The organism is Desulfosarcina sp. (assembly GCF_041551955.1).
Taxonomy (GTDB): domain Bacteria; phylum Desulfobacterota; class Desulfobacteria; order Desulfobacterales; family Desulfosarcinaceae; genus Desulfosarcina.
In genome coordinates, this window is the sequence record NZ_JBFELV010000123.1 from 1 (window position 1) to 12317 (window position 12317).

Sequence of the window (12317 nt, forward strand, 5' to 3'; positions counted from 1 at the left end):
GACACCCCAATTCCCGTATTCATCAGCAATAATTTTTTTTTCCTGGCCGGCAACCTATTGGGTATGTTCGCCTGTTATTCGATCGAATACTATCTGCGAAAGGAATATATCCAATCCCGCATGCTAGAGGCTGAAAAGTCGAAAGTCCATGCAGCCAACCTTGAATTGGAAAAGGGGGTTGCGGAGCGAACCTCTCAATTGGTTATCATGAACAAGGACCTGCAGCAGGAAATTTCAGAACGGAAGCGCAGTGCCGAGGCGCTCAAGTTGAGCGAGGAAAGATACCGGACGATTCTCGAGAGTATGCAGGAGGGGTATTTTGAGGTCGACCTGGCTGGAAAGCTAAAATTTTTCAACCATTCGGCGGCGAAGATTTTGGGCTACTCTCCACAGGAGATGGAAGGTCTTGATTACCACGATTACACAAACAAGGATACCGCAAAAAAGATGTACCAGGTGTTTAACACGCTATACACCTCCGGCAAGTCAGTGGACGTCATGGACTATGGTATCGTCAGAAAAGACGGTGAAGTAAGGATTCTTTCTATGTCCACAAGTTTGATCCGGAACTTGCAGGGTAAGCCCGCCGGGTTTCGGGGGGTGGCAAGGGACGACACTGCCAGAAAGCGGGCAGAAGAAAAAATTCGTCAGATGAACGATGAACTCGAGCAGCGGGTGGTGAATCGGACGGCCCAGCTCAACGAGGTTAATTTGGCACTCAAACAATCGTTGGTGACTGTTAAAAAAACACAAGACCGACTGGTGCAGACGGAAAAAATGGCCTCGCTAGGAAGCCTCGTGGCCGGTGTCGCCCACGAAATCAATACCCCGTTGGGAATCGGTGTAACGGCGTCGTCTTTGCTGGAGGAGAAGACACGTCATATCAACAGTCTGCACGCGTTCGGAAAAATGAAGCGGTCGGACCTCGATAAGTACCTCAAGGCCGCGAACGACGCCTCCTCATCGATTTTGTTGAATCTGAATCGGGCGGTGGACCTTATTCGGAGTTTTAAACAGGTTGCCGTGGACCAATCGAATGAAGAACGACGATCCTTTGGCGTCAAGGATTACATCGACAACGTTTTGCTCAGCTTACTCCCTCAGTTGAAGAAAACAAAGCACCATGTTCAAGTTGATTGTCAAGAGAAATTACAGATCAACAGCTACCCCGGTGCCTTCTCGCAGATCATCACAAACCTCGTAATGAACTCCCTTTTACATGGCTTCTCGGGAATCGAAAGGGGAAAAATTCAAATCCGTTTTTCAAAAACGCGTGCTGCCTATGTGTTGATTTACCGTGATAATGGTGTGGGAATGGATGAAAACACGCGCCTTAACATATTTGAACCCTTTTTTACCACCAAACGCGCCAGCGGAGGCACAGGCCTCGGCATGCATATTGTGTTTAACATCGCCACACAGACATTGAATGGTTCGATCAGCTGCGAAAGTGAACCCGGAAAAGGAACTGTCATTGCCATAAAGATCCCGTTGAATCAGGAGATAGATGATGTCTGAATTGCCGAACCAGAATGATAGTCTCGCCGACGATCTCGTATTCGCCGAAGAAGAATTCAATGAGCAGGACATGGGGCACAATGGCTCATGGAAGATTATCATTGCCGACGATGAGAAAGAGGTTCACAACATAACCAAGATGGTACTTGATGATTATCGCTTCGATGGAGGCGGGGTGGGGTTACTGCATGCCTATTCAGGTAAGGAAACCGAGCGTTTGATTTGTGATAACCCCGATACGGCCATCCTGTTGCTCGATGTCGTGATGGAATCCGACACCTCCGGTCTGGATGTTGTCCGCTATATCCGTGAGACGCTGAAAAACAGCTTTGTACGGATTATCCTGCGGACCGGGCAACCCGGGAAAGCACCGGAAAAGGAGATCATTACAGAATATGACATCAATGACTACAAAGAGAAAACCGAACTGACGGCCAACAAACTTTTTACGACCATCACATCCTCGTTGAGAGCCTACCGAGATTTGCGTACCATCGAAAGAAACCGTAAGGGTTTAGAAATAATAATAAATTCAACCGGCCATCTGTTTGCACACCAAAGACTGCAAAAGTTTACAGAAGGAATACTGACCCAGCTTTCCTCGCTCCTCCAGGTAAACGAAGACTCGCTCTTTCTTCAGTCTTCCGGGTTTGCCGCATCTGACGCAAAGGACAAACTAGAAATCATTGCCGGCACCGGGCGATATGAGGTCTACGTCAATAAATACGTTGAAGATGTTCTGGATCAGGAAGTGAGGATGCATTTGAGCCAGGCTATTCAAAAGAAAGAGAGTCTGTTTATCGATGACGCATACGTCGGGTATTTTCAGACAGAAAACGGTTCCAAAAACCTCCTTTATTTTGACGGATGCAAATATCTGACTCATCTCGACAAGGACCTTATCCGGATTTTTTCAACCAATGTAGGCATCGCCTTCGACAACATATATCTGAGCAAAGAAATTATCGAGACCCAAAAGGAGGTTATCGAGACGTTGGGTGAAATCGTCGAGACTCGCTCGGAGGAGACGGCAAACCATGTCCGCCGGGTTTCGGAGCTGTCATACTTGCTGGCGATAAAGCTGGGGATGGATGAACAAGAGGCGAATCTACTGCGCATGGCATCTCCCATGCACGACGTAGGCAAAATAGGTATTCCCGACGCGATTTTGAACAAGCCCGGGAAACTCACCGCGCAGGAGTTTGACTCGGTGAAAAGACATACCAGGATCGGCTATGAAATCCTATGTAAATCGAATCGGCGGATCATCGAAGCGGCTGCAATTGTGGCTTATCAACACCACGAGAGGTGGGATGGACTCGGATACCCCCAAGGACTCCGGGGTGAGGACATCCACATTTTCGGACGAATTATCGGCCTGGTCGATGTATTCGATGCACTCAGCAACTCGCGCCTGTACAAATCAGCTTGGGAGAGCGAAAGAGTGTTTCAATACATCAAGGAATCCAGGGGGGCATTGTTCGATCCGACGCTGGTAGATCTTTTTTTGGATAATTACCAGGAGTTTTTGGATGTTTGTAACAAATACGCGGACTGATTGAGGGTCGGTCACGAAAAAGAATGGGCCTTGACAACTGAAACAGAAGATGCCGCAAAACAATGGATCAAGGAGGGTAGCATGCTTTAGAACCACCACCGGTATACCCAGAAAGGCAAGGCGGCCCAGATTTGCATCCGGCATTCACGAGGGTGTGTCTATCCACGAAGATCGGGCTGAATTTTAACATGGCGTTCACCTCCGGCTATTTGACCATGCGCAGGTGGTGTTGCTTGCGGCGCCATTCATCGAAGGCCTGCAGGTGGGCCAAAAGGTCCTTGCAATCCATCCTTAGCAGCTTCACCTGCCAGATACTCGACGGTGAGATGCGGGCGTTGAAGATTTCGAAAATGCTTCCGTGGCCGCCGGGATCCATGGTTTTCAAGTGGTTGACCAGTTCTTCCACCTTGGGGAAGTAGTCGTTGATGTCGACAGGGTTCTCGACGATTTCAGCCGCCCGCGCTTTCAGATCCCGGTAGGTGTTCGGGTGCATCGACGCAGCGGTTCGGGTCGCCGTCAGCGCCTTTTCCCAGCGCGCCTGCAGTTCCCCTACGGTCAGATGGCTGTCCATGATCCTGTCCAAGCATGGTGGCCTGCCGACAGGCATTAGAACTAAGCGCCTGTCGGCAGGTCTGCGAAGCGACAATGCCGGGTATCAAAATCGGCTTTGTCCGTTCTATGTCTACATGGCCGTTTCCGGGTGAAACACGTTGACTTCCTTCAGGTCTTCACCCAGATACTCGCGTTCATTGGGGCCCAATATACCCAGGGAGAGGCAGAGCAGGGTCCACAGGTGAACCACGGGGTAGCCCCCGCCGTAATGCTCGCTGAGTTCGTGGATCTGCGCGTGGCAGTTGTGGCAGCCGGCAATGCAGTAGTCGGCGCCGGTGGCCTTGATCTGTTTATCTTTAAGTTCGCCGTATTTGAGGCGCTGTTCTTTAAAGCCGGATTGCAGGAATCCGCCGCCGCCGCCGCAGCAGAAGTTGTTGGAGCGGTTGGGCTGCATGTCGATGAAATTCTCTTCACCGACCACGGATTTGACCACGTAGCGCAGATCCTCGGCAATCGGGTCGCCGTAACTTTTGCGGACGATCTGGCAGGGGTCCTGCACCGTGAACTTGATCTTCAGGTCTTTATTCCAGTCTGAATTGACTTTGAGTTTGCCTTCACGAATCCACTTGGCATAGTACTCATAGATGTTTTTGACTTCGAAATGGTGTTCCAGATTGAATTTTTTCAGTCCGGCCCGGACTGAAAAGGTCACGTGCCCTCACTCGGTGTTGAGGAATGTTTTCACCCCCAATTTATTGGCCTGATTGACGGTTGTCCGGGTTACCTTTTCCCAGGAGTCGTTGTCTGCCAGGAACATGCAGTAGTTTTCTCCGGCCCAGCCGGCGCTGCCGTACGTCCAATCCGCCCCGGCAAGGTGCAGGATCTTCCACAGGGGAACCAGCTCATCAGGTTCGGTGACCGGTTCCCGTGAATTCTGGTTAAGGAAGAATTCAGCCCCTTCCTTGTCGATGGGCGCCTGCATGTCGGCGAATTCGGGCTGCGCTTCCTGATACTCTTCCAGTACATCCTCCACAACGAAGACGAAGTCATCGGGTGCGGTGCCCATGGCACTGGTGCTCTCATTTCTAAGGGCCATGTCGCAGGATCCCAGAATGCCCTTGGGCCGCTCTTCTCTCGGGCGCAGCCCCCTGGCGTTGTATACCAGCTGCGGGATGTCGATACTCATCGGGCAGACATAGATGCAGCGCTGGCACATGGTGCACATCCACGGCCAATCCGATTTGGCGATCTCCTGGTCCAAACCGAGTGCGGCCATGCGCAGGAACTTTCGCGGATCCATACCCTCCAAACCGGTTGCCGGACATCCGGACGAGCAAGCACCGCAGGTGAGGCACAGGTTCAGGTTGCCGCCTTCCGGCAAGATCTCCTTGACCTTGTCCATAAAGGTGTTCCGTTTTTTGCCGCCCAACCGAATGACATCATCATTCATCGATTTCGCCTCCTGTTCTGATTTAAGGTTGTCATCTGCAATTTAATTCAAGTTATCGTGTTCAGGGTCCGATATAGGGTTCAGGGTCTCGGAAAAAATATATGGTACCACCTTGTTTGTCTGCCAGTCCGGCACAATGCTCAGTTCAATTTTGTTTTTCAGCGGCCCTTATCCGGCGGCCACCGTTGGCAGGGCCGTTCGACTGTTACCTTTCCAGCAAAGCATAAAGCGTGCCCGAACGCTATACGTCAGAAGTTTTAAAAAAGAATGTATTTCCAGGTAGATAAAAACAGAATACAGCGGTGGTATCGCCAGACGGTCGCAAACCTGCACCTATATGGGAGGCGGTGGGTTCTGATCGTGCGACACTGGTTGATTGACCTGGCGGAAAAAAAACGGTCGGTGTGGTCATTTAACCCTTGCCAAGACGGTTTGATTATTATAAACAGGGTTTCTAACGTAATAGTCCTGCTATTGGCAGGAAATGCGCTTACCCCTACGTAAAGCGGTGTTTGCCTCCCTTAATAAAAATTAATGCAGACGTAAATCCCTAAACGGCAGGTGGATTGCTGACAATCGTGCATGTGGCCAGCCGCTTCATGCACCCCAAACTGGATGGTCCGGCTGTGGATATGTGCAGCAGGGCCTAACCATGATTATAAGGCATCTCGAAAAGGTCTTTTGGCTCAATTTCTGCTTTGGATGCTCGTTTCAAATCCTCGACATACTGCAGTATGCATGTGGGTTGAAACGCGTATCCGCCTTGATCTTGAACCCATATCCTGTTTTTGAGATGGCTTCTAATCAACAACCAAGAAAGACGAAGAAGAAAATTTGATGGACGAGAACAAGCGAAAAAAAATAGAAGCCAAACTCTTTCAGCTTTTTACGCAGACCGACCCAAACACGAAGGCCGGTTCCCGCACGAAAACGACACCCACCATTGTCAAAGTCATTCGTCGCCGTAAGGGCAAACCCGATCTTCAGGTCGCCTGAAACACACCTAATCGGTTCCTGTTTCTCCACTTCCTGCCAAACCGCATGGCGAGCCGCCGTGGAGCCACCGGCGGTCATGAAACCATTGCATGGTTTCGGAAATAGTGGTATTTAAACGGTATTTGAACTGAAGCGGAAATTATTACCTTGTCTGGTCTTCGCGTGCAGCGGTTTTCTGCACCTGTCGCCGTGCATGGCGTTGTTCCCTTTTTCGGGGCACGCGGGTTTTCCGCTAAAAGGACAGGACGAAGATGACCTGAAGGTGCCTTGTGGCTATGATGCAATCCCTGATCGCCTGCCACGAATGTGACCTGCTGCACCGCGCGCAACCGCTGCCGGAGAACAGCAAAGCCCGCTGCAGACGTTGCGGGGCATTGCTGTATGTCCACTTCCCGAAAACCATCGATCGGTCGTTGGCCTTGGCCCTTACTGGCCTGGTGTTGCTGGTCATCGCCAACATCTACCCGTTTTTGTCGCTGGAATCCCAGGGAACTATCTTGGAAACCACGCTCATCACCGGAGCGATCATCCTTTCCGAGCAGAGCATGGCGGGTGTGGCCATGCTGGTTCTGCTTACCAGCATGCTCATCCCTTGTTTGCTGCTGGGAGCCCTCGTTTACGTGTTGTGGCCAATGAAATTAGGGCATCGCCTGCCGGCCAACCGGCGGGTTTTCAGGCTGGCGCTCACCCTTCGCCCGTGGAGCATGACCGAGATATTTTTTCTGGGCATCCTGGTATCCGTGGTCAAACTGGCCAAAATGGCCACCATCATCCCCGGTACGGCCCTGTTCTCCTTCCTCGCGCTGGTTTTTGTGCTGGCGGCGGTTAATACCTTTCTGGTTCCTATCACCATATGGGAGAAAATGGACCAATGGCGATGACGCGCGTATCTGCGGACCATTCTGCCGCCCGATCCGGCCTGTTCAACTGCCATGGCTGCAGCCTGCTGGTCCGACGGTCGTCGGCGGCCGGACGGGTCCAAGTCAGATGCCCCCGATGCGGTACACCGCTTCATATTAGAAAACCGAACAGCATTGCGCGCACTTGGGCCCTGTTGATTGCAGCGATCATTTTTTATATTCCGGCGAATCTGTTGCCGGTGACTATCACCACCTATCTCGGCAGCACCCAGTCCGATACGATTATGAGTGGTGTTATCTTTTTCATGCAGACCGGTTCCTGGGGGATTGCCCTGATTATTTTCGTGGCCAGCATCGTGGTTCCCATTGCCAAGCTGATCGTCCTGGCTGGACTTCTTCTTTCGATTCAACGGCGATCCCGTTGGCGGCCCGAAGAGCGAACTATTCTCTACCGAGTGACGGAACTGGTGGGGCGCTGGTCCATGCTGGATGTCTTTGTGGTCACGGTGCTGGTCGCTTTGGTTCGGCTCGGTTACCTGACCACCATCGAAGCGGGACCCGGCATCGTTTATTTTGCCGCTGTGGTCGTCATCACCATGATTGCCGCCATGACTTTCGATCCGAGACTGATTTGGGACGCGCTGGAGAAAAATGATGAATCAACTGTCCGCTGAACCCGCTGTTGACGAACCGATTCCCGAGCCTGTGATCGGGCGCGGAAAGCGCTTTTCCATTGTCTGGCTGATTCCTCTTCTCGCCGCGTTAATCGGCGTTTGGCTAGCCGTTAAAGCGGTCCAGGAAACGGGTCCGACCATCACGATTGTCTTCAAATCCGCCGAAGGGTTGGTGCCCGGTAAAACGGAAATCAAATACAAAGATGTCACCGTCGGCAAGGTTCAGCGCATTCAACTCAGCGAGGATCTGTCCCAGGTCGTGGTCTCTGCGGACATGAGCCGTGAGGTGGCCGCTCATCTCAACGGGGATACACTGTTCTGGGTCGTCAGGGCGCGTGTGGCTGTGGGTGAAGTGTCCGGCATCAGCACCCTGCTCTCCGGTGCCTACATTGGTATGATGCCCGGTCGCAGCGGAAAAGTCGTAAACCGGTTTGAAGGCAGTGAGAAGCCGCCGGCCATTTTCAGGGACACGCCAGGGCGGCAATTCAAGTTGCGGGCCGAGCAGTTGGGCTCCCTGGATATCGGGTCTCCGGTGTATTACCGGCAGGTCAAGGTGGGGCGCGTCACCAATGTGGATATGGCCGAAGACGGAACAGGTGTGCTCCTTGATATATTCGTGGCAGCTCCCTATCACCATCAGGTCAAACGCGACTCCCGGTTTTACAATGCCAGCGGCCTGAACGTGAAAATCGGTGCCGACGGGGTCCGCATTGACACACCCTCGCTGGCCAGTCTGCTGGTGGGGGGGATTTCGTTTTTCACTGCGGAGGACATCAAAACGGCTGCCCTGCCTGCTGAGAACCAAGTCTTCTCTCTGTATGACAACCGTGACGCCGCCAATGCAGCCTCCTACAGCTATCGTGAGTATTATCTGCTCTACTTTGAAGAGACCGTTCGGGGACTGTCGCCGGGCGCTCCGGTAGACTTCTACGGCATAAAGATCGGCGAAGTGGTCAGCATTCGGTTGCTGTTTGATCAAGATACGCTGACTTTCCGGATTCCGGTGCTGATTGCCATCGAGCCGGACCGGATCGAACTTGCCGGTGAACTGGCCATACCCGAGTATGAAGTGATGGAGAAGCTGGTGGCAAAAGGGCTGCGTGCGCAGCAGCGGACGGGGAACCTGCTGACCGGCCAGAGTTACGTGAGCATGCGCATTCAACCGGAGGCTGAACCCCAGGATATCCGCACGGGTGACGTGTATCCGGTACTGCCCACCATCCACAACACGGTGGAGGAGCTCGCGGCAACGGCCAAACAGCTGTTGAATCGCTTCAACCAACTTCCCCTGGAAGAGACTATGGCAGACATTCGGGAGGCCGCGCGCCAGGTCGAGGCGATGACCGGATCCAAGGCTCTGGAAAGCGCCATCGACAATATCGACCAGAGTTTTGCCGATTTCAAGAAAGTGACTTCCGTCCTCAACGACGGCACCCTGCCGAAAGTCAACCGTATGCTGGACCAGGCAAGAGAGGCCATGGCCCGCGGCGAGGAAGCCCTTGCCACTGCCAACTCCGTGTTGGGCGAAGGCGCACCCATCGCCCACAACCTGAATCGTCTGCTCCTGGAACTTCAGGAGGCGGCCCGGGCCGTGGAAGCCCTGGCCGACTATCTGGAGCGCCATCCCGACGCCATCGTTTTTGGAAAAGGAAACCCGGAATGAACCGCTTATCGCTGTGGACCCTCGCTTTCATTTGTTCGCTGATCATCAGCTTATCCGGATGCCGATCCATTACCCCATCTGTGTCCTACTATATCCTGAATCCGCTGACCGTCACCTCCATCTCGGCAGCGGCTGCCGATGGTGAGCGGTCCAAGACCGTCGGTGTCAATCCAATTGAACTGCCCGGATATCTCAATCGGGTACAAATGGTGAAACGGACCGGGCCGAACCAACTGGAAGTTTCTTCCCACCACCGGTGGGCCGATTTTCCGGACCGCATGATTCAGCAGGTGCTCGGCGACAACCTCCAAATGCTCATGTCCGATGCCCGGGTGTACACCGCGCCCTGGCCGGCCGGCCTCAAGCCGGATGTCACCGTCGACGTGACATTCCTCGAATTGATCGGAACCACCGATAAAACGATGCTGCTCGGCGCCGTGTGGACAATCACCGGCAACGGTGACCCGTCGCCGTCTCGATGGACAAGAATTTCAGAGACAATCACCGGACCGGGCTTCGATGCGCTTGCCGCCGCCCACAGCCGTGTGCTCGAGGCATTTTGCCGAGAGGTTGCCGAGACGTTGAACCGTTTTCCGATCCATTGACGCTTGCCCACTCGTTTCAGTCGCCGTTAGAGACTTTGGTTTTGATGAGAAATGAGAGCGCCAGACAGACGAGCGCGCCCGCCAGGCAGACACTGAATGCACTTTTGAATCCAGACAGCGAATTCAGTTCGCCGGCACGACCAGCCTTGTCGATGATGTTGCCGGTCAGCACTTGAAAGGCGGCGACACCCAAAAAGGGCGCCGGGTTGAGAATCCCGGAGGTCAGGCCTAAACGTTCGGCTGGCGTGGTTTCCCGGATGATGCCCCAGATCGTGCTGATGAATCCGCCGATGACAACCCCCATTACGAAAAAAAGCGCTGCATAACCGACCATGCCCAAGCGGTCGAACACCATGAGGATGGCCAGCCAGCACATGGTGTAAACCGCCGTGAGGAACGTCAGTGTGTGGGCTTTGTTCAGGCAAAAACGATTCGGCATCCAGCCGAATAAGGGTGCGCCGATGATGACGCCGACGGGGATCAGCATGTTCAGTTGGCTGGCCAGGATACGTTCGACGTTTAGCACGGCCATTAAAAAAGGGGTGGCCCACAGCCCCTGAAGGGTCACTGCCGTTCCGTAGACGCCGAAGAAAATGGTGACCTGGAGCCAGAATTGCTTTGAAGCAATGATCGTGACCGTGGTGCGTGCCAGGCCCGGTGACGGCGTGGCGGGCGAATTGTCATGTCGTTGATGCGGGTGCTTCGATGGTGGTTGGTCGCGGGTTGCGGCCAGCATCAGGATGGCCATCCCCATGGTGACCCCGCCGATGAGAAAAAAGGTGGGCCGCCACCCCCAGGTCCCGGCTGCCCACGCCAGCGGTGTTGTGGCGACCACCGCGCCGAAGTTGCCCACGGACATGAGCAGCCCCACCATGGTGGCGAACTCTCTTTCACTGAACCATTGCGACAGGGCCTTGACCGTCGGTACGTAAACCCCGCCCACCCCGAAACCGATCAGTGCACGACCCAGCGATGCCCACCCGATGGAGGGGGCCATGCCGAAGATGAAACATCCGGCGGCTGCGGTCATACTCCAATAGGCAATCACCCGCCGGGGGCCGATGCGGTCCGCCAGGTAGCCTACAATGGGCTGGTCCAATGCGTAGATGTAAAAATACATGGACGACATGAAGCCCAGGGCCGTCGCATTGGTGTCAAACGCCGCCAGCAGGTCCGAGGCGATCACCGAGGTGGAGACCCGGTGGAAATAGACCAAAAAATAGATCAGACAGATGATGGAAAAGACTACCCAGCGGTGGGGGTCGCGAAATGAAGTGGAGACGGGTTGATCGATCAAGGCCACACCTTTTTACCGGTTCAGGATGAGAACGGCCTGCCATAGCATAGACGGGCGTCGATGTACATTGTGAAAATGATCCGATGGCGACGATCAATGGTATTGACGAATATAAAAATATTATGATATTTGAATATTTTTTCGTGAAGATCGTTCTTGGCAACCGGAGAAAGGCTGCACCCGAATGTTCGAAACCGTTCGTCAGAGCAAGACCACTGAAATCATCATCGGCCAGATCCGCACCGCCATCCTGGAAGGACGACTGGCGCCCGGGGACCGGCTGCCGCCGGAAAAGCAGTTGGGCGAGCAGTTCCAGGTGAGTAAGCAGACCCTGCGTGAGTCCATGCGTGCGCTGGAGCACATGGGGCTCATCGACGTGCGCAAAGGGGTCGGCGGTGGGGCGTTCATCGTGGAAGTGGACGAACAGGTGGCCGCCCAGAACCTGGCCAACTACCTTTATTTCAAGAATCTGACCATCGCAGACCTTTCCGAGTTCCGTCGCATCATGGAACCCTACGCCGCCGCACGGGCGGCCGAAGGCATATCGCCATCTGACCTGGAAACGCTGCAGCAGTTGAACGAATCGACCCGGGAAAACCTCAAGGAAAAAAAATGGAACCATGTCAGCCGGAACGAGATCGCCTTCCATCGGCTGATCGCACGCCAGACGAACAACCCCATCCTGGTCCTGATGCTGGACTTTGTCGAAACCCTGCTTGAGGATTTCAAACAGATTCTCAAACCCGACGCCGGTTTCATGGAATCCGTTCTGTTGGCCCATGAGCAAATCCTTGGGGCCATCGCCGGTGGTGACCCCAAACTGGCCGCAGAGCAGATGCTGGCCCACGTTATCGATGTGGAAACCTATCTTTCCCGGCTGAAGAAAAGCGGGGCGGGCAGGAAGCTGTGGGAAAACTGCCTGCAGATGACAGAGGGCTGAATTCCGAATTTAGGGATTCAGGAATTGAGGCATTGAGGGATTTGGAATCGAATTAGTGCGAACCGCGAACCTCGAATATTGAATGGGGAAGGGATCGGCTAAGCAATCGTTCACGATTAAATCGGCATGTTGATTTTGTTTTCAATCAACATTGATGGTTCCGTAAAAAGTCACAAGTGGTGTCACTCCCGCGAAGGCGGGGCA

Annotated in this window: 11 protein-coding genes; 7 read left to right on the forward strand and 4 right to left on the reverse strand. The window is 53.7% G+C overall.

Annotated features, from left to right (window positions below; genetic code table 11):
* The first annotated feature begins 120 nt into the window (after nt 1-120).
* Nucleotides 121-1518: a PAS domain S-box protein gene (locus ABYV26_RS11310; protein WP_372681054.1), complete on the forward strand. Its 1398-nt coding sequence runs from the start codon at nt 121-123 to the stop codon at nt 1516-1518.
* Complete coding sequence (locus ABYV26_RS11315) at nt 1511-3076, forward strand: DUF3369 domain-containing protein (RefSeq protein WP_372681056.1); 1566 nt, start codon at nt 1511-1513, stop codon at nt 3074-3076. The genes ABYV26_RS11310 and ABYV26_RS11315 overlap by 8 nt, the downstream gene beginning before the upstream one ends.
* Nucleotides 3077-3281: 205 nt before the next feature.
* On the opposite strand, the gene ABYV26_RS11320 is transcribed toward ABYV26_RS11315, so the two are convergent.
* The 3 genes from ABYV26_RS11320 to ABYV26_RS11330 form a co-directional block, all read right to left on the reverse strand.
* Nucleotides 3282-3647, reverse strand: coding sequence for a hypothetical protein (locus tag ABYV26_RS11320; protein ID WP_372681058.1), 366 nt, complete (start codon nt 3645-3647; stop codon nt 3282-3284).
* Between the two features lie 111 nt (nt 3648-3758).
* Nucleotides 3759-5078 (reverse strand): (Fe-S)-binding protein, encoded by a 1320-nt coding sequence (locus ABYV26_RS11325; protein WP_372681059.1) that lies wholly within the window; start codon nt 5076-5078, stop codon nt 3759-3761.
* 804 nt (nt 5079-5882) lie between these two features.
* Nucleotides 5883-6152, reverse strand: a complete 270-nt coding sequence (locus ABYV26_RS11330; RefSeq protein ID WP_372681061.1) for a hypothetical protein — start codon at nt 6150-6152, stop codon at nt 5883-5885.
* A 197-nt stretch (nt 6153-6349) separates the two neighbouring features.
* Here ABYV26_RS11330 and ABYV26_RS11335 point away from each other — a divergent pair, with 197 nt between their 5' ends.
* The 4 genes from ABYV26_RS11335 to ABYV26_RS11350 are packed head-to-tail and all read left to right on the forward strand — an operon-like array spanning nt 6350 to nt 9876.
* Nucleotides 6350-6955 (forward strand): paraquat-inducible protein A, encoded by a 606-nt coding sequence (locus ABYV26_RS11335; RefSeq protein ID WP_372681063.1) that lies wholly within the window; start codon nt 6350-6352, stop codon nt 6953-6955.
* Nucleotides 6946-7608: a paraquat-inducible protein A gene (locus tag ABYV26_RS11340; RefSeq protein ID WP_372681065.1), complete on the forward strand. Its 663-nt coding sequence runs from the start codon at nt 6946-6948 to the stop codon at nt 7606-7608. The genes ABYV26_RS11335 and ABYV26_RS11340 overlap by 10 nt, the downstream gene beginning before the upstream one ends.
* Nucleotides 7589-9271 carry an intermembrane transport protein PqiB gene (locus tag ABYV26_RS11345; RefSeq protein WP_372681067.1) on the forward strand — a complete coding sequence of 561 codons (1683 nt, stop codon included), beginning with the start codon at nt 7589-7591 and terminating at the stop codon, nt 9269-9271. Before ABYV26_RS11340 ends, ABYV26_RS11345 begins: the two co-directional genes overlap by 20 nt.
* Nucleotides 9268-9876, forward strand: a complete 609-nt coding sequence (locus ABYV26_RS11350) for a membrane integrity-associated transporter subunit PqiC (protein WP_372681069.1) — start codon at nt 9268-9270, stop codon at nt 9874-9876. The genes ABYV26_RS11345 and ABYV26_RS11350 overlap by 4 nt, the downstream gene beginning before the upstream one ends.
* A gap of 16 nt (nt 9877-9892) precedes the next feature.
* Here the strand turns inward: ABYV26_RS11350 and ABYV26_RS11355 are convergent, their stop codons facing one another.
* Nucleotides 9893-11173 carry an MFS transporter gene (locus ABYV26_RS11355; protein WP_372681070.1) on the reverse strand — a complete coding sequence of 427 codons (1281 nt, stop codon included), beginning with the start codon at nt 11171-11173 and terminating at the stop codon, nt 9893-9895.
* A 184-nt stretch (nt 11174-11357) separates the two neighbouring features.
* Here ABYV26_RS11355 and ABYV26_RS11360 point away from each other — a divergent pair, with 184 nt between their 5' ends.
* Nucleotides 11358-12113 carry a FadR/GntR family transcriptional regulator gene (locus ABYV26_RS11360; RefSeq protein ID WP_372681072.1) on the forward strand — a complete coding sequence of 252 codons (756 nt, stop codon included), beginning with the start codon at nt 11358-11360 and terminating at the stop codon, nt 12111-12113.
* Nucleotides 12114-12317 lie beyond the last annotated feature (204 nt).

Bases quoted from the DNA above. Each gene is read 5' to 3' on its own strand.
- ABYV26_RS11310 (WP_372681054.1), top strand. From the start codon at position 121: ATGCTAGAGGCTGAAAAGTCGAAAGTCCATGCAGCCAACCTTGAATTG.
- ABYV26_RS11315 (WP_372681056.1), top strand. From the start codon at position 1,511: ATGTCTGAATTGCCGAACCAGAATGATAGTCTCGCCGACGATCTCGTA.
- ABYV26_RS11320 (WP_372681058.1), bottom strand. From the start codon at position 3,647: ATGGACAGCCATCTGACCGTAGGGGAACTGCAGGCGCGCTGGGAAAAG.
- ABYV26_RS11330 (WP_372681061.1), bottom strand. From the start codon at position 6,152: ATGACCGCCGGTGGCTCCACGGCGGCTCGCCATGCGGTTTGGCAGGAA.
- ABYV26_RS11335 (WP_372681063.1), top strand. From the start codon at position 6,350: ATGATGCAATCCCTGATCGCCTGCCACGAATGTGACCTGCTGCACCGC.
- ABYV26_RS11340 (WP_372681065.1), top strand. From the start codon at position 6,946: ATGGCGATGACGCGCGTATCTGCGGACCATTCTGCCGCCCGATCCGGC.
- ABYV26_RS11345 (WP_372681067.1), top strand. From the start codon at position 7,589: ATGAATCAACTGTCCGCTGAACCCGCTGTTGACGAACCGATTCCCGAG.
- ABYV26_RS11350 (WP_372681069.1), top strand. From the start codon at position 9,268: ATGAACCGCTTATCGCTGTGGACCCTCGCTTTCATTTGTTCGCTGATC.
- ABYV26_RS11360 (WP_372681072.1), top strand. From the start codon at position 11,358: ATGTTCGAAACCGTTCGTCAGAGCAAGACCACTGAAATCATCATCGGC.